19 protein-coding genes are annotated in these 19,916 nt (G+C 63.0%); 9 read left to right on the forward strand and 10 right to left on the reverse strand.

Annotated elements, in window-relative coordinates; translation table 11 throughout:
* Window position 1: 1 nt before the first annotated feature.
* Window positions 2-589, reverse strand: a complete 588-nt coding sequence (locus tag X742_RS149410) for a TetR/AcrR family transcriptional regulator (RefSeq protein ID WP_023773462.1) — start codon at window positions 587-589, stop codon at window positions 2-4.
* Window positions 590-823: 234 nt separating this feature from the next.
* Here X742_RS149410 and X742_RS149405 point away from each other — a divergent pair, with 234 nt between their 5' ends.
* The gene (locus tag X742_RS149405; protein ID WP_023773463.1) at window positions 824-1,720 is read left to right on the forward strand and encodes a crotonase/enoyl-CoA hydratase family protein; all 897 of its coding nucleotides are present in this window, start codon (window positions 824-826) and stop codon (window positions 1,718-1,720) included.
* A gap of 89 nt (window positions 1,721-1,809) precedes the next feature.
* Here the strand turns inward: X742_RS149405 and X742_RS149400 are convergent, their stop codons facing one another.
* The 5 genes from X742_RS149400 to X742_RS149380 form a co-directional block, all read right to left on the reverse strand.
* Window positions 1,810-2,130 (reverse strand): cupredoxin family copper-binding protein, encoded by a 321-nt coding sequence (locus tag X742_RS149400; RefSeq protein WP_023773464.1) that lies wholly within the window; start codon window positions 2,128-2,130, stop codon window positions 1,810-1,812.
* Entirely contained in the window at window positions 2,127-2,651 is a 525-nt protein-coding gene (locus tag X742_RS149395; RefSeq protein ID WP_023773465.1) for a DUF4142 domain-containing protein, read from the reverse strand. Before X742_RS149395 ends, X742_RS149400 begins: the two co-directional genes overlap by 4 nt.
* A gap of 106 nt (window positions 2,652-2,757) precedes the next feature.
* Complete coding sequence (locus X742_RS149390) at window positions 2,758-3,444, reverse strand: RNA polymerase sigma factor (protein WP_031248142.1); 687 nt, start codon at window positions 3,442-3,444, stop codon at window positions 2,758-2,760.
* Window positions 3,445-3,533: 89 nt separating this feature from the next.
* Window positions 3,534-4,613: an HPP family protein gene (locus tag X742_RS149385; RefSeq protein ID WP_023773467.1), complete on the reverse strand. Its 1,080-nt coding sequence runs from the start codon at window positions 4,611-4,613 to the stop codon at window positions 3,534-3,536.
* Between the two features lie 204 nt (window positions 4,614-4,817).
* The gene (locus X742_RS149380) at window positions 4,818-6,005 is read right to left on the reverse strand and encodes a cystathionine beta-lyase (RefSeq protein ID WP_023773468.1); all 1,188 of its coding nucleotides are present in this window, start codon (window positions 6,003-6,005) and stop codon (window positions 4,818-4,820) included.
* 343 nt (window positions 6,006-6,348) lie between these two features.
* Between X742_RS149380 and X742_RS149375 the strand changes: the two genes are divergently transcribed.
* The 7 genes from X742_RS149375 (at window position 6,349) to X742_RS149345 (ending at window position 13,434) form a co-directional block, all read left to right on the forward strand.
* Window positions 6,349-6,984, forward strand: coding sequence for a DUF1326 domain-containing protein (locus tag X742_RS149375; RefSeq protein WP_023773469.1), 636 nt, complete (start codon window positions 6,349-6,351; stop codon window positions 6,982-6,984).
* A 9-nt stretch (window positions 6,985-6,993) separates the two neighbouring features.
* Window positions 6,994-7,869 (forward strand): DUF2182 domain-containing protein, encoded by an 876-nt coding sequence (locus X742_RS149370; protein ID WP_023773470.1) that lies wholly within the window; start codon window positions 6,994-6,996, stop codon window positions 7,867-7,869.
* Window positions 7,870-8,380: 511 nt separating this feature from the next.
* Window positions 8,381-9,409, forward strand: coding sequence for an amino acid ABC transporter substrate-binding protein (locus tag X742_RS149365; protein WP_015318414.1), 1,029 nt, complete (start codon window positions 8,381-8,383; stop codon window positions 9,407-9,409).
* Between the two features lie 62 nt (window positions 9,410-9,471).
* The gene (locus tag X742_RS149360; protein ID WP_023773471.1) at window positions 9,472-10,659 is read left to right on the forward strand and encodes an amino acid ABC transporter permease; all 1,188 of its coding nucleotides are present in this window, start codon (window positions 9,472-9,474) and stop codon (window positions 10,657-10,659) included.
* A gap of 4 nt (window positions 10,660-10,663) precedes the next feature.
* On the forward strand, window positions 10,664-11,821 hold the full coding sequence (locus X742_RS149355; RefSeq protein WP_023773472.1) for an amino acid ABC transporter permease: 1,158 nt from the start codon (window positions 10,664-10,666) through the stop codon (window positions 11,819-11,821).
* 25 nt (window positions 11,822-11,846) lie between these two features.
* Complete coding sequence (locus X742_RS149350) at window positions 11,847-12,650, forward strand: amino acid ABC transporter ATP-binding protein (protein ID WP_010915400.1); 804 nt, start codon at window positions 11,847-11,849, stop codon at window positions 12,648-12,650.
* 118 nt (window positions 12,651-12,768) lie between these two features.
* Window positions 12,769-13,434, forward strand: a complete 666-nt coding sequence (locus X742_RS149345) for a TIGR02117 family protein (protein WP_023773473.1) — start codon at window positions 12,769-12,771, stop codon at window positions 13,432-13,434.
* Window positions 13,435-13,452: 18 nt separating this feature from the next.
* Here the strand turns inward: X742_RS149345 and X742_RS149340 are convergent, their stop codons facing one another.
* Both X742_RS149340 and X742_RS149335 read right to left on the reverse strand, forming a co-directional pair.
* Window positions 13,453-14,691, reverse strand: coding sequence for an FAD-dependent monooxygenase (locus tag X742_RS149340; RefSeq protein WP_023773474.1), 1,239 nt, complete (start codon window positions 14,689-14,691; stop codon window positions 13,453-13,455).
* Window positions 14,692-14,701: 10 nt separating this feature from the next.
* Window positions 14,702-14,947 (reverse strand): zinc-finger domain-containing protein, encoded by a 246-nt coding sequence (locus X742_RS149335; protein ID WP_015318409.1) that lies wholly within the window; start codon window positions 14,945-14,947, stop codon window positions 14,702-14,704.
* A 2,273-nt stretch (window positions 14,948-17,220) separates the two neighbouring features.
* Here X742_RS149335 and ppx point away from each other — a divergent pair.
* Window positions 17,221-18,756 (forward strand): exopolyphosphatase, encoded by a 1,536-nt coding sequence (ppx, locus tag X742_RS149330; protein ID WP_023773475.1) that lies wholly within the window; start codon window positions 17,221-17,223, stop codon window positions 18,754-18,756.
* Here the strand turns inward: ppx and X742_RS149325 are convergent, their stop codons facing one another.
* Entirely contained in the window at window positions 18,757-19,179 is a 423-nt protein-coding gene (locus X742_RS149325; RefSeq protein WP_023773476.1) for a DoxX family protein, read from the reverse strand.
* Between the two features lie 216 nt (window positions 19,180-19,395).
* The gene (locus X742_RS149320) at window positions 19,396-19,818 is read right to left on the reverse strand and encodes a DoxX family protein (RefSeq protein WP_023773477.1); all 423 of its coding nucleotides are present in this window, start codon (window positions 19,816-19,818) and stop codon (window positions 19,396-19,398) included.
* Window positions 19,819-19,916: the final 98 nt, after the last annotated feature.

The following is a 19,916-nucleotide window of genomic DNA, read 5'->3' on the forward strand; positions in this document are numbered from 1 at the left end:
CCTAGGCCTGGCTGCCCGACATTCGCGCCCTGACCAGCGTGGCCGCGGCTCGTCCGGCTGCGTCGACGTAGTCGGGGTTGCGATGGATGAGCATGATCGAAAAGCAGCCATCCATCAGCAGCACGATCTCGCGCGCCAGCGCCTGCGGCCCCTCGATATGGTGGCCGGACAATTCTGCCGCCAGCCATGTCTCGAAATTGCTTTTGTGCCGCGCCCCGACCTTGACCGCCGGGTGCCCTGGCATCGAGGCAAGCTCCGCAGCGGTGCGCAGGAAGCCGCATCCCTTCCATTTCGGATGGCGCGTGGCGCGGGCCAGGTTGGCGAAGATGGCTTCGACCTTGCTGTCCACGCCACCTTGCTCAGCCTCGAACCAGCCGGCCATCCGTTTCAGATTGGGCTGATCGCGGCCGTCGAGATAGGCTGCGATGAGGTCGTCCTTGCTCTTGAAGTGGTAATAGAGCGTCCGCTTCGTAAGACCCGCTTCCTCGGCGACGGCATCGACGCTGACACGGCCGATCCCCTCCGCGTAAAACAATCTGGTTGCTGCGTCGACAATGCGCTTGCGGGTAGGACTTTGTGCTTCGGGCATGGGTCTAAGTATACCGACTAGTGAATATACACAAGCCGCGAATGGCGTAACCTCCCATCTCGTCACCATGCTGGAGGAAGCCATGACCNGTAAAACAATCTGGTTGCTGCGTCGACAATGCGCTTGCGGGTAGGACTTTGTGCTTCGGGCATGGGTCTAAGTATACCGCCTAGTGAATATACACAAGCCGCGAATGGCGTAACCTCCCATCTCGTCACCATGCTGGAGGAAGCCATGACCGATCTTGTCCTGAACGAAAACAGGGAAGGCATTGCCGTCCTTTCTCTCAACCGCCCGGAAAAGCTGAACGCGTTAAACTATGCGCTGATCGATCGCCTGCTCGCGACACTCGACGACATTGAAGTCGACGACCGCATCCGCGCGGTCATTCTGACCGGGGCCGGCGAGCGGGCCTTCTCGGCGGGCGCCGACATAGAGGAGTTCTCGGCCAGCGTGGCGCTGGGCGCCGAGATAGCGCTGCGAGACTTCGTCATGCGGGGACAGCGGCTGACGGCGAGGCTGGAAGCCTTTCGCAAGCCTGTCATCGCAGCCGTCAACGGCCTCGCCTTCGGCGGCGGCTGCGAAATCACGGAAGCCGTGCCGCTTGCAATTGCCAGCGACCGCGCGCTGTTCGCCAAGCCGGAGATCACTCTGGCAATGCCGCCGACTTTCGGCGGAACGCAGCGCCTGCCCAGGCTCGCAGGGCGCAAGCGCGCGCTCGAACTGCTTTTGACCGGCGACTGGTTCCCGTCACAGCGGGCTCTTGACCTTGGCCTCGTCAATCAGGTGGTGCCGCACGACGATCTGATGCCGGCTGCGTTCAATCTGGCCAGGCGTATCCTTCGGCACTCCGGACTGGCGGTCGCGGGCATCCTTACGGCGGTGACGAGCGGGCTCAATCTGAGCATCGCCGAAGGCTTGCTGGTCGAGGCCGAGCAGTTCGCCCGTATGGCCCCGACAGCCGATTTGCGCGAGGCGCTAGATGCCTGGATCAGCAGGCACAGGCCCGGACACGACGGATCGTGGACGCATGTCGCGAGACCCGATGAGGCAAGACGGGCCTCCTCGGCCTTGGATCACGGCGCCACCAGCAAGCGTCCCTTCATGTTGGGGTGGAAGCGGCAGAAATAGTCGACCGTTTGCGACGTCTTCAGCGTCATGCTTGCCGACTTCTTCGGCGGGATNCCCGATGAGGCAAGACGGGCCTCCTCGGCCTTGGATCACGGCGCCACCAGCAAGCGTCCCTTCATGTTGGGATGGAAGCGGCAGAAATAGTCGACCGTTTGCGACGTCTTCAGCGTCATGCTTGCCGACTTCTTCGGCGGGATTACCACCTCCCAGCCGCCCTTCACGGTGGCCGTGTGGGCGATCACGTCCTTGTTCACCCACTCGATCGTGTCGCCGACCTTGGCATCGACGCTGGCCGGCGAAAAGACGAGTTTGTCGACGGTGACCTGGATGGTTGCCGCCGCTGCCGGCGCTGTAGATACCAACGCCAGCACGACCAGCCGCGCCAGATGATCCAAGGCGCCCGCTTTCATTTCAGCATGCCGGCGAGGTGTTCGGCATGCTGCTCATGGCCTTGGAAGATCTTAAGACCGGTCTCGAGCAGGCTCTTCAGCTCGGCATTGCTGGCCGAGGGAATGAGCAGGGTTTCGAGCGCGCCATTCACCTGTTTGTGATAGGCGACCTCGTTTTCGATATAGGCCTTGTCGAAGGCCGCGCCTTTCAGCTTGGCGAGCTTGGCACGTTCCTCCTTCGCCGCCTTCGTCAGCGCCTGGCTGGTGGCGTTGTCCTCGGGCTTCACCTTGAGCTTCTTGACGAGATCGAGCGCCTGCTTGTTCACCGCTTCATGGTCGCGCTCCATGTCCTTGGCGAAATCGACGACCTCCTTGCTTTTTGACTTCTTGATCGCCTGCTTGGCCGCCTCGATGTCGAGGACGCCTGCCGTATAGGCGATATGGGCGATCTGCGGGTCGGTCGGCTTGTCGGCGGCTTTCGAGACCGGGGCAGCGCCGACGAGAAGCAGGGCTGCAAGGGCAACGGTATATCGGGTGAACATGGCATCCTCCTTGGCCCGGCCTCGCGGAGGCGCCGGGCTCGAATTTGCAGTTGACGCTCATTGGATGCGGGGCGGAGAGAAACGTTCCCGGAAAATCGGGACGGCATCATTCAAAACCCAGCCGTCCCATCACCGCCTGGGTCAGTCGATCACAGCGCCGACCCGCGAAGGGGAAGGCATCCAGCAGCACAGGGCCGATTTCATCGTCCAGCGCCTTGCGCAACAGGGCGCGCGCCCGATGCAGTCTCGTCTTGACGGTTTCTGGCCGCACGCCGAGCAAATCGGCGGTTTCCTCCATGCTCAGGCCCTCGATGACGCGGGCGACGAAGACCATGCGGTAGATGTCGGGCAGGCTGTCGGTCGCCCGTTCGACAAGTGCGAGAATCTGCCGCTGCGCCATCGTCCGCTCCGGATCGTCGTTGGATTTGAGGGGAAACCTGATTATCCGCGCTTCCGGATCGGCAGGCATCTCCACCGTGCGACGTCTCTTGCGCAGGCGGCCGAGCGCTTCGTTGATGACGATGCGCGACAGCCAGGTGGCGAGCGTGGATTGGCCGCGAAACGCCGCCAGGCTGGCGAAGGCGTTGACATAGGCCTCCTGGACGACGTCCTCGGCTTCGGCGTCGTTGCGCAGAATGCCGCGCGCGATGCGGTAGAGCCGCTGGTTGTGTACCTTCATGATGGCGCGAAAAGCATCCGGCTCGCGCGCCAGCGCGCGGTGGACAAGCAGCATGTCGCCGGAAGGGCTTTCGGCAATCGCCGGCACCGTGGCGGGCATTGGCTGCTTGCTCATCGCGACCGGATCTCCTCGTGCAAATGCTGCGCATTGGATGCGCCTGCCGGCAAAAGGTTCCCGGACCAGAGGGATCCGGGTTCGGTATTCTAGGCTGCCGCCAATCCCTTGTCTGCCCTCTGCACGCGTGCGGCCGCCGCCAAGAGGTCGGTCTGCGTGATCAGGCCGAGAATATGCCGCTCGCCGTCGACGATGACCACGGCATGGCTGCGCCCGTCGGTCAGCACCGGGAGCAAGCTCATCGCCGGTGTCTCGGGCCAGGCGGTGCCGGCTTTTGCCATGACGCTCTTCACTGTGTCGGTGGCTTTCGTCAGCTCGCGCAGGCCAACGGCGCCAACCAGCCGGGCATCCGCGTCGACCACGGGCAAGGTACGGATATTATGATCGAGCAGTTGCTGGCGCGCCTCGTCGGCGGTGGCTTGCTCAGACACCGAAACCACGTCGCGCGACATGATGTCCTCGCACAGCAGCGTGCGGTGTGAGCGCACCATGGCCTGCAGTTCGACTTGTCTCAGCAACCGTTCGAGGTCGTCGCGGTCGATGTCGAAGGTCTCGTCAAGTGTGGTCAGCGCCGCGTCGATATCCTCGGGCCGGAAGCCGACGCGCTGCTGAGCCGGCGCATCGGCGGTGCCGTGGCTGTTGGCGGCTGGTGTCGCGACATGCGGGTAATTGCGCCGCGCCAGCTTGTGGAAAAGGAAGCCCAGCGCCACCAGGATGGTCGAATTCAAGGCCACCGGCACGAACGGGAACAGGAAGCCCGCGCTGATGACGGCCGGGCCGCCGAGCACCGCCGTCAGCGCGGCGGCACCGCCTGGCGGATGCAGGCAGCGCGTGAACGACATCGCGGCGATGGCGAGCGCCACCGCGAGCCCCGAGGCCATCACCGGATCATGGATGAAATGTGCCACGGTCACCCCGACCAGCGCCGATATGGAATTGCCGCCGATGATGGACCAGGGTTGCGCCAACGGGCTGGCCGGTACGGCGAACAGAAGCACTGCGGATGCGCCCATCGGCGCCACCAGCAGGGCCACATGCGGGCCGCCGCCCATCGCCAGCCCGCTGATCGCGCCCGTCAGCGCGATGCCGATCGTAGCGCCGATACACGCCAGGATGCGTTCACGCAGCGTGGCGCCGGCGAGGATGGGGACAAAAAGACGAAAGGCCATTGGAGAACTTTGCGAGGACTGGATCTGTCGAGATGAGCGGCACGCATGCAGGCGAATTCGCCGATTTGAAAGTCAAACAAATCCGTAAAGTCACGATGTAAGAGAATAATATTGCGCACCGGCCTTCGCCGGAGTGCTGGCAGCGCCTCGCGTTTTGTCATCAGCGACAAGGGCTTGCGGCCCCTTTGCTGCCTTTGTTTGAGGTCAGCCTGCGCGCGCCGCTGCCGCAAGCCCGCTCCGAATGTCGGCTTTCAAGTCGTCGACATCCTCTAGGCCGATCTGCAGTCGTATCAGTGGACCTTCATAGGGGCCTTTCGCAACGACGCGGTCGCCAAGCCAGACCGGCACCGCGAGGCTCTCATAGCCTCCCCAGGAGTAGCCGAGACCGAAGATCCGCAGTGCGTCGAGGAAAGCGTGCTGCTCGTGCTGGCCCCCACCGGCCAGCACGATGGAAAAGATGCCGCTCGAACCGCGGAAGTCGCGCTTCCAAAGATCGTGGTCCGGATGGCTTGGAAGGGCAGGGTGGAGCACGCGCGCCACGCCTTCTTCGCCTTCGAGCCACGAGGCGATGGCTAGCGCGCTGCGCTGGTGACGGTCGAGCCGAACACCCATCGTGCGCAGGCCGCGCAGCACTTGGTAGACGTCGTCGGGTCCAGCACAGCAGCCAAGCGTGCAAAAGCTCTCGTAGAGCTGCCCCCAGCAGGCCTCATTGGCCGAGACCGTGCCGAGCAGCACGTCCGAATGGCCTGCAGGATATTTCGTCGCCGCATGGATCGAGATGTCGACGCCATGGTCTAGCGGCCGGAAATAGAGCGGCGTCGCCCATGTATTGTCCATCATCACGATGGCGCCGGCCGCATGCGCCGCCTTGGCGATCGCCGGGATGTCCTGCACCTCGAACGTGTTGGAGGCCGGCGATTCGGTGAACACCACTTTGGTGTTCGGCTTGATCAACGTCGCGATGCCGGCGCCGATATTGGGAGCATAATATTCGACCTCGACGCCGAGCCGCTTCAGCATCGTGTCGGCGAAGTTTCTCGTGGGATGATAGACGGAATCGACGATCAGCAGATGATCGCCCGCCGATACGAAGGCGAGCAGCGGCACGGTCACAGCCGCAAGGCCCGACGGCACCGCGATCGTGCCGGCCGAGCCTTCCAGCGCGTCAATGGCATGCGCAAGAGCGTCCGTCGTCGGTGTGCCACGCGTGCCGTAAGTGTACTTCTGGCTGCGTGCGGCCATCACGGAGGCATTTGGGAACAGCACGGTCGAGGCATGCACGACCGGCGGGTTGACGAAGCCGAAATAGTCATGCGGGTTGTTACCCGAATGGGCGAGCCGCGTGTTGATGCCCATCGTGCCGGAACCCTGCTCGCTGCCGTCTTTCGCCATTCTTGGTCGCCTTGTTAGACAAGGCACTAGCCATAATGCGGCGTCGTGGACCGTGCAACAGCCCACCGTTCGCCAGGAATGGACTTCGAATATGCCAATTCCTGGGCCCGAAGACAGCCCGCGATCTGATCCGGAATCGGACCAACCACGCGCGGCGGCGCCCTGTCGAAAGGTTGGTGGCCAGCTGGTGAACCTATTGTAGCCGGCTGTGAAAGGTATATGATAAATTTCTAATGGTAATCGCCGGATGCTTCGATCAGATGCTGCCGGATGGTTCTTGCCGGCTACCTCCTGGTCCCGATCCGGGCATCCCGCTCCAGCGAGCGGAAAGGGGAGGAATGTCATGCCTGACGTCAAATGGACGATGAAGGCGCGCGAATTCATCAACTGCAATTGTGCCTATGGCTGCCCATGCCAGTTCAATGCCATGCCGACATACGGATTCTGCCAAGCCGTCGCCGGCATGGAAATCGAGACCGGCCATCATGGCGACACCAAGCTCGACGGGCTGCGCTTCGTCGGCATCTTCAGCTGGCCCGGCGCGATACACCAGGGCAGGGGGGAGGCCGCGGTGGTCATCGACGAGAGGGCCAGCGAAGCCCAGCGTGAAGCCCTTCTCCGCATACTGGGCGGTCAGGACACCGAACCGGGCGCGACAATATTCCAGGTCTTTTCGACCACCTTGGAGAAGTTCCACGATCCGATCTTCGCCGCGATCGATTTCGAGGTCGACGTCGATGGCCGAACGGGCCGGCTGCACGTCAAGGGCGTAACCGACGGCCGTGGTGAGCCGATCAAGAACCCGGTCACCGGCGCCGAGCATCGGGCGCGCATCGACCTGCCGCACGGCTTCGAATACGCCATCGCCGAGGTCGGGCGCGGCTGGACCAAGACGACGAGCCCGATCAAATTCGAGGTGGCGGACACGCATAGCCATTTCGCCAACCTGCATCTCACGCAGAGCGGCATCGTGCATTGATCTGATCCGATGGGCGACACGGCTCTTGAGGCGGTGCTGCGGCGCGACCGCGCGGTCGTGACGGCCGCGCTCGCCGTAATTGCCGTGTTCGCCTGGGCCTATGTTCTTTGGCTCGCCGCCGACATGGGCATGCCTGGTAGCCCCATGTCGGGCGGCGAGGCAGGCGACATGGCCGGGATGGACATGGCCGGGATGGACATGGCCGGGATGGACATGGCGAGCATGGATATGGGCGCTGCCGTGGCGCCGGGTTTCCGGGCCTGGGCATCGGTCGATTTCGTCTTCACCTTCACGATGTGGGCCGTGATGATGGTCGGCATGATGACGCCGTCGGTCGCGCCGATGTTGCTGCTCTATGCCGGCGTCGCCCGCAAGGCGCTGGCGGACAGCCGGCCTATCGCTTCGACTGCATGGTTTTTTACCGGCTATCTCGTCGTCTGGGTCGTCTTCAGCATCGTGGCGACGGGTGCGCAATGGCTGCTCGTCCGTTTCGGGATGCTCGATCCCTTGATGGCGGCGCACAGCGCGGTCCTCGGCGGTATCATCCTGATCGCCGCCGGCCTCTACCAATGGACGCCGATCAAGGGCGTCTGCCTGCGCCAATGCCAGGCGCCGATCGCGTTCCTGGCGAGCCATGGCGGATTCCGCACCACCGCGCCCGGCGCACTTCGGCTTGGCATGGATCACGGCGCTTATTGTCTCGGCTGCTGCTGGGCGCTGATGACCCTGCTGTTCGTCGGCGGTGTCATGAACGTGCTGTGGATCGCCGGCATCGCCGTCCTTGTTCTTCTGGAGAAGGTGGTTCCGGCCGGGCAATTGATCCCGCGCATCTCCGGTGCATTGATGGTTGCGGTCGGCATCTGGCTGGGCCTTCCCGCGCTTTGAGACCGCGCGCCACTTTGTCCACAAGCAATATCGACCGGCAATCATGGGGTAATCGTCGGCCNTTCCCGCGCTTTGAGACCGCGCGCCACTTTGTCCACAAGCAATATCGACCGGCAATCATGGGGTAATCGTCGGCCGAAAGTATTCCGTTACGTCAACGTATTTCGTGCCGGGGGCAGTAACGCCGAGGTATTGCCCGGAACGGATTCTACAGCGCCGGCTCACATCTGCGTCAAATGAGCTTTGCCGATTCAAGTCGCGCTTCTGACCAGATCGCGTGCACGTTTGTCTGCAATTTAGCCATTTCAGGCAATCGATTTTCAAACCCGGTCGGATTCGGTCATTTTCCTTGACCTCACGGGAATTATCGCCTTCGATGCTGTTCGTGAATGGAAAGGCGGCGCGTCGGTTTGCGATGCGGGGTTTCGGGAATGGGACGGGATGGGAGCTGCGTTCACAAGGGAAAAAAGATCAGGGTTTGCCTGAAAAAACAGAAAAGGGTCTGTGGGTTATGAAACACATTGCTATCGGCATTCTTGGCGCCGCTACGCTCGGATTGATGGCGTCGGCCGCGTCGGCGGGCACGCTTGACACCGTCAAGGCGAAGGGCTTCATCCAGTGCGGCGTCTCGACCGGTCTGGCCGGCTTCTCCGCGCCGGACGACAAGGGTGACTGGCAGGGCATCGACGCCGATTTCTGTCGCGCGGTTGCCGCCGCCGTCTTCGGTGATGGCACCAAGGTCAAGTTCACGCCGCTCAGCGCCAAGGAACGCTTCACCGCGCTGCAGTCCGGCGAGGTCGACATCCTCTCGCGCAACACCACTTGGACGATCAACCGCGATACCGCGCTCGGCCTGAATTTCATCGGCACGACCTACTATGACGGTCAGGGCTTCATGATCAACGCCAAGAAGCTGCCCGGCGTCAATTCGGCGCTGCAGCTTTCGGGCGCCGCCGTCTGCGTGCAGAGCGGCACGACCACCGAGCTCAACCTCGCCGACTACTTCAAGGCGAACAAGATGGAGTACAATCCGGTCGTCTTCGAGAAGCTCGAAGAGGTCAATGCCGCTTATGATGCCGGCCGCTGCGACGTCTACACCACCGACCAGTCGGGCCTTTACGGCATTCGCTTGACGCTCGGCTCGCCGGCCGATCACGTCGTGCTGCCCGAGATCATCTCGAAAGAGCCGCTCGGACCTGCCGTTCGCCAGGGCGACGACCAGTGGTACCACATCGTCAAGTGGACCTATTTCGCTCTGCTCGACGCCGAGGAGCTCGGCATCACCAAGGCCAATGTCGACGAGATGAAAAACTCCGCCAGCCCGGAGATCAAGCGTGTGCTCGGCCAGGAAGCAGACACCAAGATCGGCACCGACCTTGGCGTCTCCAACGACTGGGTCGTCAACATCGTCAAGGCCACCGGCAATTACGGCGAAATGTTCGACCGCAATGTCGGCTCGGGCAGCCCGCTCAAGATTGCCCGTGGCATCAATGCGCTATGGACCAAGGGCGGCCTGCAATACGCGCCGCCGATCCGCTGATCGAAACGTGATCCGGAAGGCAGGCTCCTGCCTTCCGGTTTCTCTTTCACAGGGGACGTGACATGGCATCGCAGGAAATCCTACGCGAGGAGCCGAGCCGCGGCTCCTTCGTCAATGACCCGAGAATTCGCGGTCTCTTCTTTCAGACGCTGGTCGTCATCGTTCTGTTCGGCTCCATCTGGTGGATCGTGCAGAACGTCATCGACAATCTGCAGCGCCTGCACATCGCCTCCGGCTTCGGCTTCCTCAAGGGGCGCGCCGGCTTCGACATCTCGGACACGCCGATCGCCTATACGTCGGACTCGACCTATGGCCGCGCCATTGTCGTCGGCCTGATCAACACCATCATCGTTGCCGTCGCCGGCATCATCACCGCCACCATCATCGGCTTCGTCATCGGCATCGGCCGGCTGTCGCAGAACTGGCTGGTCCAGAAGATCTGCACGGTCTATGTCGAGATCTTCCGCAACATCCCGCCGCTGCTGGTCATCTTCTTCTGGTATTCCGGCGTGCTCGCCGTGCTGCCGGCGCCGCGCGATTCCTATCATCTCCCCTTCGGCTCCTTCCTCAACCAGCGCGGCTTCTATTTTCCGCGCCCGGTCTGGGGCGACGGCTCCTGGCTGATCCTGGTCGCCCTTGTCGTGGGCATCGCGATGTCGTGGTTCGTCGCCCGCAGGGCGCGTCAGCGGCAGATGGCGACGGGCCAGCAATTTCCGGTGTTCTGGACCTCCGCCGCGCTGATCGTCGGCCTGCCGCTGCTGGCTTACGTGCTGAGCGGCTTTCCGCTGAGCTTTGATTTGCCCAAACAATCGACCTTCAACCTGACCGGCGGCTTCCAGGTCAAACCGGAGTTCCTTTCGCTCTATCTGGCGCTGTCCTGCTACACGGCGGCCTTCATCGCCGAAATTGTGCGCGCCGGCATCAGGGGCGTCAGCAAGGGCCAGACCGAGGCGGCGGCCGCACTTGGGCTGCGATCCGGTTCGATCCTGCGGCTGGTCGTGGTGCCGCAGGCCATGCGCATCGTCATCCCGCCGCTGACCAGCCAGTATCTCAACCTGACCAAGAACTCCTCGCTGGCGATCGCCATCGGTTATCCCGACCTGACGGCAACGGCCGGCACCGTTCTGAACCAGACCGGACAAGCGGTCGAGGGCGTGCTGATCATGATGATCGCCTATCTCATACTCAGCCTGGTGACCTCGGCCGTGATGAACGTGGTCAACGCCAGGATGGCGCTGGTGGAGAGGTAGGACCATGCAGGAACACGATCTGTCCTGGGTGCGCACCGAAATGGCGCTGGCGCAGACCGCGCCGGCGAGCGTCAGCGGCCCCATCGCCTGGGTGCGCAAGAACCTGATCGGCTCGGTCGGCGACACCATCCTCACCATCCTCGGCATCGTCATCGTCGCCTGGGTTCTGCCGCAGGTCATCAACTGGGCGTTCATCAACGCACAGTGGACCGGACCGGACCGCACGGTCTGCGCCACCGTCGCGCAAGGCGGCATTCAGCCCGACGGCTGGAGCGGAGCCTGCTGGGCTTTCGTCAATGCCAAGTTCGGCCAGTTCATGTTCGGCACCTATCCGGTCGAGGAGCGCTGGCGGCCGATCCTGGTCGCCATCCTGTTCGTGGCGCTGCTGGTGCCGATGCTGATGCCGCGTGTGCCGCGCAAGGGGCTGAACGCGATCCTGCTTTTCCTGGTGCTGCCGATCGTTTCCTTCTTCCTGCTGGTCGGCGGCGTATTCGGCCTGCCGCATGTCGAAACCTCGCGCTGGGGCGGGCTGCTGATCACGCTGAGCCTGTCCTTCGTCGGCATCGCCGTATCGCTGCCGCTGGGCACCGTGCTGGCGCTCGGGCGGCGCTCGAAGATGCCGATCGTCAAGATGCTGTGCATTATCTTCATCGAAGCCGTGCGCGGCATACCGCTGATCACCGTCCTGTTTTTCGTCAGCGTCATGCTGCCGCTGTTCCTGCCGGCCGGCGTCAGCTTCGATAAGTATCTGAGGGCGCTGATCGGCGTGTCGCTGTTTGCCGCGGCCTATATGGCCGAAGTGGTGCGCGGCGGCCTGCAGGCGATCCCCAAGGGCCAGTATGAAGGCGCCGATTCGCTCGGTCTCGGCTACTGGCAGAAGATGAGCTTGATCGTGTTGCCGCAGGCGCTGAAGCTGGTCATACCCGGCATCGTCAACACCTTCATCGGCATGTTCAAGGACACCAGCCTGGTCCTCATCATCTCGATGTTCGACCTGCTCGGCATCGTCAAGCAGAACTTCTCCGACGCCAACTGGGCTACGGCGCAGACCGCGAAATCCGGTCTTGTGTTCGCCGCCTTCGTCTTCTGGCTGTTCTGCTTCGGCATGTCGCGCTATTCAATGTACACGGAACGCCGGCTCGACACCGGCTACAAACGCTAAACAAAAGAACAAGGGGACCCCAGCCATGGCCACCGAAAATGCCGTCAGCGCGGAGGAGATCAAGGTCAACGCGGCCAAGATGCATATCTCGACCACCGATGTCGCCATCGACATCATCGCCATGCATAAATGGTACGGCGAGTTCCATGTGCTGAAGGACATCAATCTGAAGGTGATGCGCGGCGAGCGTATCGTCATTTGCGGACCGTCCGGGTCGGGCAAGTCGACCATGATCCGCTGCATCAACCGGCTGGAAGAGCACCAGAAGGGCAAGATCATCGTCGATGGCAAGGAACTCACCAACGATCTGAAGAAGATCGACGAGGTGCGCCGAGAGGTCGGCATGGTGTTTCAGCACTTCAACCTGTTCCCGCATCTGACCATCCTCGAGAACTGCACGCTGGCGCCGATCTGGGTGCGCAAGACGCCGAAGAAGCAGGCCGAGGAAATCGCCATGCATTTCCTCAAGCGCGTCAAGATCCCCGAGCAGGCCAACAAATATCCGGGTCAGCTTTCCGGCGGCCAGCAGCAACGCGTGGCAATCGCCCGCTCGCTGTGCATGAACCCGCGCATCATGCTGTTCGACGAGCCGACCTCGGCGCTGGACCCGGAAATGATCAAGGAAGTGCTGGAAACCATGGTGGGTCTGGCCGAGGAAGGCATGACCATGCTGTGCGTCACCCACGAGATGGGCTTTGCGCGGAAAGTCGCCAACCGGGTGATCTTCATGGATCAGGGCCAGATCGTGGAGCAGAACACGCCGGCCGAGTTCTTCGACCATCCGCGCCACGAACGCACGAAGCTGTTCCTGTCGCAGATCCTGCACTGAGCGGACTGACGCCAACTCGAGAAAGCCCGGTCGCGCCGCGGCCGGGCTTTTTTGCCTCTGGCCGATCGGATAATGATCTTCTTCATTGAGCCGCGAATGGACACGCGAAGCCGCGCCGATGAGAAAACTCCTGCGTTTCCTGGCCATGCTGGTTGCAGCACTGGTGCTCGCCGTGTCGCTCGGCACGCTGGTGCCGCGCCCGCTCTGGCCGGCAGCCGCAGCGGGCGAGGGCATCATGCACATATTGGTGCTGAAAAATCCGATCCACACCGACATCGCCATTCCGGTGGATGACGAGGTGCGCCGGCGCTTCCGTTTTCTGGCCGATGCCGGCTTGCCTTCGGACGCGCCCGATGTGCGCTACCTCGTCTTCGGCTGGGGCGGGCGCGCATTCTACCTGGAAACGCCAACATGGTCGCAATTGAAGGCGCTGCCCGCATTCAAGGCTTTGACGCTCGATGCGTCGGTGATGCATGTCGACGTCGCCGGCAATATTCCCGAGCCGCACCCCGATGTCGCAGGCTTCGACGTGGGCGAAGACCGTTTTGCCGCATTGCTCGATTTCATCGAAGCGAGCTTTCAGCAGGGGCCGAACGGCCCGATCGTCGTCGACAATGCCGGCTACTCCAATTTTGACCGCTTTTATGAGGCGAATGGCCACTTCAACGCGCTGATCGGTTGCAACACCTGGACGGCGGCTGCACTGCGCACTGCCGGCCTGCGCACCGGCTGGTGGAACCCGCTGCCGGTTTCGCTTGGGCTGTCGATGCGGCTGTATAATTAGCTTTGCCGCTGGCTCCTTTCACCGAGGGATGATCCGCTGCTGCTCCCACCCGTAAAGCCAGTCCAGATCGGCTGCGAGCTTCTCTCCCGGTCGCGCCGCCAGAAACAGATTGCGGGCCAACGCCACCGGGCCATGGGCATGCCAGGCAAGCCGGTTGAGCGCGCCGCGACGGATGACCTTGGCGATGCGCGACCGCCGCAGGTTCTCCCAGATGATGAGGCTTTGCGTCAGGTCGCCGGGGATGTCGGCGACGAGGTTGGCCAGCGTCGCGGCGTCCTCGATCGCCATGGCAGCACCTTGCGCCGCGAACGGCGTCATCGCGTGCGCGGCGTCGCCGATCAGCGCGATGCCTTCCGGCACAGTCCAGCGTCGCTGCTCGACCGTGTGGATGGGGAAGGCGGTCCACGGGCCAGCGAATTCCACTAATTGCGCCAGCGCCGGCGCGGTGCGGCGCATGGCGCCCGAAAGGATGGCGGGGTCGGCACTGCGTGACCACCCCTCGGCGATGCGCTCGCCCCGGGTGAAGGCGGCAAGGTTGAAGGCGCTACCCCTGCTGACGGGGTAGGCGACCATGTGGAATCCCGGGTGCAGGAAGGTGGTGACGCAGTCGGTGGCGCCGATCGCGGCGAAGGCTCGCCCCGCCTCGTTCTCCGCGCTCACCGTCGCCCGCCAGGCCAGTTCGCCGGAGAAATGGCTGTTCGCGAAGCCGGCTCCGCTGCCTGGACTGGCAAACCTCCGCACCGCTGACCAGACGCCATCGGCGCCGACCAGCAGAGATCCTTGGATATCGATGACCTTGCGGCCGACCCCGTCTGTCCTGGTGATAACGAGTGAACCGGAGGCCACGCTGCTGACCTGCGCACCGGTGGTGAGATGGATGTCGGGCAGTTGCGCAACGCGCCCCATCAGGGCGTCTTGCAGATCCGCCCGGTGCGCCAGGAGATAGGGCGCGCGCCAGCGTTCCTCGCCGGCTCCGCCAAGCGGCACGCGTGCCAGTTGGCGCAGGCTCGCGGCGTCCTTCAGCACCACGGCTTCCGGCCGGACGGCATTGGCACGAAGCGTGTCGAGCACGCCAAGCTGGCGCAGTATGCGCGTCGCGTTAGGAGAGAGCTGGATGCCGGCGCCCGCCGCTTCGAGGCGCTGCGCCTGTTCGAACACCCTCACGGAATAGCCGCGTTCGGCAAAGGCAATCGCTGCTGTCAGTCCGGCGATGCCAGCCCCGGCGATCACGACCTGCCGGGACTGCGTCTCGCTCATGATCGGAAGGTCAGGCGGCCTGGTCGATGTAGAGACAGCCCGCCGGCAGCGTTTCGGTCGCCTTCAGCTTCGGCGAATAGCGATAGAGGGTCGAGCAGTAAGGGCAGACTTTCTCATTGTCGTCGCCCATGTCGAGAAAAACATGCGGATGGTCGAAAGGCGGGTTGGCGCCCGTGCACATGAATTCCTTGACCCCGATGTCGATCGCCGGGTGGCCCGCATCGTTCTGGAAATGGGGAATGGAACCGCCTGCCATCGTCGTCTCCTTAACGCAGTCGCTCTGCATCTGGATCATATCAAGTCTGTTTGCAAGTTCGATGAAATCAAACTGTCGCAAAAGCCTGTCAGAGAACTGTCGCAAAAGCCTGCCACAGGATAAGTTAAGCCGGTTAACCGGCTGAGGCGGGCGGAAGAGCAGGAATCATGAACGAACTGAAGCCGGTACAGAGCGAATTCAGCAATGTCGCGGCAGCGAGCCCGGAAGGCAATCCGGACCGCTTCGTCAATCGCGAATTCTCCTGGCTGCAGTTCAATCGCCGCGTTCTCGAGGAATCGCTGAACACCCATCACCCGCTGCTGGAGCGCGTCCGCTTCCTGTCGATCTCGGCCGCCAATCTCGACGAATTCTTCATGGTGCGCGTCGCCGGCCTTGCCGGCCAGGTGCGCGAAGGCATCGTGCTGAAGAGCCCGGACGGACGCACTCCCGAACAGCAGCTCGAACAATTGCTGCGTGAGGTCGAGCGGCTGCAGGAGGACCAGCAGAAGAGCCTGTCGGCCCTCACGGTGCTGCTCAACAAGGAAGGCATCGAAACCATCACCCGCGACGCGCTGACCAAGGACGAGAAGGTCTGGCTGGAAGACCATTTCCAGGAGCAGGTGTTTCCCGTGCTGACCCCGCTCTCGATCGACCCGGCGCATCCGTTCCCGTTCATTCCCAATCTCGGCTTCTCGATGGCGTTGCAGCTTCGCCATCGCAAGAATGGCGAGGAGATGAGCGCGCTCTTGCGCCTGCCGGTGGCGCTGAAGCGCTTCATCCGCCTGCCGGACCGCAAGCACCATGTCCGCTTCATCCCGCTGGAGGAGGCGGTCGGCCTTTACATCGGCAAGCTCTTCCCCGGCTACGAGGTCAAGGGTTCCGGCACGTTCCGCATCATTCGTGACAGCGACATCGAGGTCGAAGAGGAATCGGAAGATCTCGTGCGTCTGTTCGAAACGGCGCTGAAGCGCCGCCGCCGCGGTTCGGTCATCCGAATCGAATTCGACAAGCTGATGCCCGGGGAATTGCGCGATTTTGTCGCCGGCGAGCTTGGCGTCTCGTCGAGCCGCATCAGTGTGCTCACCGGGCCGCTGGCGCTCAGCCAGATCTCCGAGATCGTCTCCGTTCCCCGCGACGACCTGAAATTCATCCCCTACAACCCACGTTTTCCCGAGCGTATCCGCGAGCATGGCGGCGACTGTTTCGCCGCCATTCGCGAGAAGGACATCGTCGTCCATCACCCCTATGAGTCGTTCGACGTGGTGGTGCAGTTCCTGCGCCAGGCAATGGCCGATCCCGAAGTGGTGGCGATCAAGCAGACGCTCTATCGCACCTCCAACGACAGCCCGATCGTGCGTGCTCTGGTTGATGCGGCCGAAGCCGGCAAGTCGGTGACGGCGCTGGTCGAGCTCAAGGCGCGTTTCGACGAGGAGGCCAACATCCGCTGGGCGCGCGATCTCGAACGTGCCGGCGTCCAGGTCGTGTTCGGGTTCCTCGAACTCAAGACCCACGCCAAGATGTCGCTGGTGGTGCGGCGCGAGGACGGCAAGCTGCGCAATTACGTCCATCTCGGCACCGGCAACTACCACCCGGTCACCGCGCGCATCTACACCGACCTGTCCTTCTTCACCACCGACCCGACGATCGCCCGCGATGTCGCCCAATTGTTCAATTTCATCAGATCGGAAGAGCACACGTCTGAACTCNCCGGCGCGTATCTGGATGAAGATGAACGCGCTCGTCGATCCCATCATCATCGATGCGCTCTACGATGCAAGCCGCGCCGGAGTGGAGATAGACCTCGTCGTGCGCGGCATCTGCTGCCTGCGGCCGCAGGTGCCGGGCCTGTCGGAAAACATCAGGGTCAAGTCGATCGTCGGCCGGTTCCTCGAGCACAGCCGCATCTACTGCTTCGGCAACGGCCACGGCCTCCCGTCGGACGAGGCGATCGTCTACATCTCCTCGGCCGACCTCATGCCGCGCAATCTCGACCGCCGCGTCGAGACCATGGTGCCGATCACCAATCCAACTGTGCATGAACAGATTCTGGGCCAGATCATGCTGGGCAACATCATGGACAATCAGCAAAGTTTCGACGTATTGGCTGATGGAACCTCCCGGCGCGTGGTGCTGGAGGAGGGCGAGGAACAGTTCAACGCGCAGGAATATTTCATGACCAATCCGAGCCTGTCGGGACGGGGTGACGCGCTGAAATCGCATGCGCCTAAGCGAATAGCCCAGTTCAAGCGCCGCAAGAAGAACGCCACCACCTGATGCTGTCCAATTCCCAGGGCCGGCTGCAGGACCGCCGACCGCTGTCCATCATCGACATCGGCTCCAATTCGATCCGTCTCGTCGTCTATGAGGGGCTGGCGCGCTCGCCGACCATGCTGTTCAACGAAAAGATGCTGGCCGGCCTCGGCCGCGGCATCGTGTCGACGGGGAAGCTAGACCCGGAGGGGGTGGCGCGCTCGATGGAGGAGTTTCGCCGTTTCCGCGCGCTCTCCGACCAGGCTGGCGCCGAACACATGTACGTGCTGGCAACCGCCGCCGCCCGCGAGGCGATCAACGGTCCTGATTTCATCCATCGCGCCGAGGATGTGCTCAAGACCGAAATCCGTGTGCTCTCCGGCCGCCAGGAAGCGCATTATTCCGCGCTCGGCGTCATCTCCGGCTTCCACCCGGCCAACGGCATTGCCGGCGACCTTGGCGGCGGCAGCCTCGAACTCATAGACATTGATGGCGAGGCGATCGGCGACGGTATCACGCTGCCGCTCGGCGGCCTGCGCCTGCAGGACATGGCGAAGAACTCGCTCGTCCAGGCACAGAAGATCGCGCGCCAGGAACTGGCCCGGGCCAAGCTCTTGAAGGGCGGACAAGGCAGGACTTTCTACGCTGTTGGCGGCACTTGGCGAAACCTCGCCAGGCTGCATATGGAGATGAACAACTACCCGCTCGGCGTCATGCACCACTACGAAATATCGGCCGAGAGCGCTCAGAACTTCCTCAAGCAGGTGACCAGGGGCGAAGTCGAAAAGGTGAGGGGTATCGAGGGTGTCTCCAAGAACCGCCGCTCGCTGCTGCCCTATGGCGCTCTCGTGCTGCAGGAGATCATGACGGCGATGCAGCCGTCCAGGATCATCGTTTCGGCGCAAGGCGTGCGTGAGGGTTTCCTCTATTCGCTCCTCGATGAGGCCGAGCAGAAGGCCGATCCGCTGATCTCGGCCGCCGAGGAGCTTGCGCTTCTGCGCTCGCGTTCGGTCCATCACGCGCATGACCTGGTCGAATGGACCGGCAAGGCTTTCAAGGCGTTCGGCATCGACGAGACGGAAGACGAAGCGCGCTATCGCCATGCCGCCTGCCTGCTCGCCGATATCGGCTGGCGCGCTCATCCGGAATATCGCGGCAAGCAGTCGCTCAACATCATCGCGCATGCCTCGTTCATCGGTGTCGATCACCCCGGCCGCGCCTACCTGGCGCTGACCAACGCCTACCGTCATGATGGCGTCTTCAATGAATTGGTGGCGCCCGAAATCAAGGCGCTGGCGCCGCCGCGCCTGCTGGAGCGCGCCCGCGTGCTGGCAGCGATGATGCGCGTCGTCTATCTGCTGACGGCCGCCATGCCCGGCATCATGCCGAGGCTGAAATGGGAAAGCCGCCCGAACGGCGCGCTGGCGCTAGTACTACCGGCTTCGCTCTCCAACCTGTACGGCGAGCGCCCGGCCGGCCGGCTGGCGCAACTGGCGCGCATCACCAACCGGCGTCTGGTGCTGGCGGTCGAGGGCGGGCAGAGCGTGTCGGCGAAATAGTCAAGTCGCGTCGGCGCCGATGCCGAAGCCGCGACTGTCGGCCGACCATGCGCCGGCGCCGGCCATGGCAAGCGCCAGGAACCCACCCGATATCGCGATATCCTTCATCAGCATCTGCTGGTGCAGGAAGGCGAGCGTCGCATCCTCGGCGCCTTGGCCGTAATGGCCGATATAGCCGGCCGCGACGCAGAAGCCGGCCAGCAGGAGTGCCACGATCCGCGTCTGCAAACCAACGAGGATCAGCAGCCCCGCGATCAACTCGAAAAGGCCAGTGCCCCAGGCGGCGAGCGCTGGCAACGGCAGGCCGAGACCGGCGAAATAGCTGGTGGTGCCGGCAATGTTGGCGAGCGCCTGGAAGCCGGACGGCACGAACAGCACGGCAAACAACAGCCGTGAAACCAGAAGCAATGCACTGCGACCCATGGCTCCCTCCCTTGCCGGCACGGTCGCCGGCGCCGTTGCAATCTAATGCATGTTGCCCGGGAGTGTCCTAGGTTCCGGGACAATGACATGCATAAAATCAAAAGCTTACAGCAGGGTGGGCGAATTGCCGCGACATGCTGTAGGCCTGTGATCCCATAACGAAAAAGCGGCGCGGAAAATTCCGCGCCGCTCATTTCAGGTCCTTGGAGGAAAACCTCAGCCGCGCTTGGCGTCGATCGAATATGCGCCGGCACCCGAAGAGGCCAGCAGCAGGAAACCGCCGGTGATGGCGACATTCTTGAGGAACTGGATCATCTGCATCTGGTCGGCCCAGCCGGTGTGGGCGACCAGCCCGGTCGCGATCGTGAAGATCGCGAGCACCCAGGCGGCGACCCTGGTCTGGAAACCGACGAGGACGGCAAGGCCGCCAAGCAGCTCGATCAATCCGACGATGACGGCCGTCGCCGTTGGTGCCGGCAGGCCGAGGCCGCCGAAATAGGCGGCGGTGCCGGAAATGGCTGTGAGCTTGCCGAATCCGGAAAGCAGAAAAATGACCGCGAGCAGGATACGGCCGATGAGGATGGTGACGGAGCTGTTGGACGCGGTGCCGCTGCCGGCGAAGGAGGTGTTTGTGGACATGGTGGCTCTCCGAAAGAGGTTGATACCCCATCAGATAGACCATGCCGACTGTTCACCAAAGCCGCCTGTCCGGCGACACATTGTTCACAGGGCATACG

Source organism: Mesorhizobium sp. LNHC229A00 (assembly GCF_000502415.1).
Taxonomy (GTDB): domain Bacteria; phylum Pseudomonadota; class Alphaproteobacteria; order Rhizobiales; family Rhizobiaceae; genus Mesorhizobium.

Bases quoted from the DNA above. Each gene is read 5' to 3' on its own strand.
- X742_RS149320 (WP_023773477.1), bottom strand. From the start codon at position 19,818: ATGTCCACAAACACCTCCTTCGCCGGCAGCGGCACCGCGTCCAACAGC.
- X742_RS149345 (WP_023773473.1), top strand. From the start codon at position 12,769: ATGAGAAAACTCCTGCGTTTCCTGGCCATGCTGGTTGCAGCACTGGTG.
- X742_RS149360 (WP_023773471.1), top strand. From the start codon at position 9,472: ATGGCATCGCAGGAAATCCTACGCGAGGAGCCGAGCCGCGGCTCCTTC.
- X742_RS149375 (WP_023773469.1), top strand. From the start codon at position 6,349: ATGCCTGACGTCAAATGGACGATGAAGGCGCGCGAATTCATCAACTGC.
- X742_RS149380 (WP_023773468.1), bottom strand. From the start codon at position 6,005: ATGGCGAAAGACGGCAGCGAGCAGGGTTCCGGCACGATGGGCATCAAC.
- ppx (WP_023773475.1), top strand. From the start codon at position 17,221: ATGCTGTCCAATTCCCAGGGCCGGCTGCAGGACCGCCGACCGCTGTCC.
- X742_RS149365 (WP_015318414.1), top strand. From the start codon at position 8,381: ATGAAACACATTGCTATCGGCATTCTTGGCGCCGCTACGCTCGGATTG.
- X742_RS149340 (WP_023773474.1), bottom strand. From the start codon at position 14,691: ATGAGCGAGACGCAGTCCCGGCAGGTCGTGATCGCCGGGGCTGGCATC.
- X742_RS149395 (WP_023773465.1), bottom strand. From the start codon at position 2,651: ATGTTCACCCGATATACCGTTGCCCTTGCAGCCCTGCTTCTCGTCGGC.
- X742_RS149410 (WP_023773462.1), bottom strand. From the start codon at position 589: ATGCCCGAAGCACAAAGTCCTACCCGCAAGCGCATTGTCGACGCAGCA.
- X742_RS149390 (WP_031248142.1), bottom strand. From the start codon at position 3,444: ATGAGCAAGCAGCCAATGCCCGCCACGGTGCCGGCGATTGCCGAAAGC.
- X742_RS149325 (WP_023773476.1), bottom strand. From the start codon at position 19,179: ATGGGTCGCAGTGCATTGCTTCTGGTTTCACGGCTGTTGTTTGCCGTG.
- X742_RS149335 (WP_015318409.1), bottom strand. From the start codon at position 14,947: ATGGCAGGCGGTTCCATTCCCCATTTCCAGAACGATGCGGGCCACCCG.
- X742_RS149385 (WP_023773467.1), bottom strand. From the start codon at position 4,613: ATGGCCTTTCGTCTTTTTGTCCCCATCCTCGCCGGCGCCACGCTGCGT.
- X742_RS149350 (WP_010915400.1), top strand. From the start codon at position 11,847: ATGGCCACCGAAAATGCCGTCAGCGCGGAGGAGATCAAGGTCAACGCG.
- X742_RS149405 (WP_023773463.1), top strand. From the start codon at position 824: ATGACCGATCTTGTCCTGAACGAAAACAGGGAAGGCATTGCCGTCCTT.
- X742_RS149370 (WP_023773470.1), top strand. From the start codon at position 6,994: ATGGGCGACACGGCTCTTGAGGCGGTGCTGCGGCGCGACCGCGCGGTC.
- X742_RS149400 (WP_023773464.1), bottom strand. From the start codon at position 2,130: ATGAAAGCGGGCGCCTTGGATCATCTGGCGCGGCTGGTCGTGCTGGCG.
- X742_RS149355 (WP_023773472.1), top strand. From the start codon at position 10,664: ATGCAGGAACACGATCTGTCCTGGGTGCGCACCGAAATGGCGCTGGCG.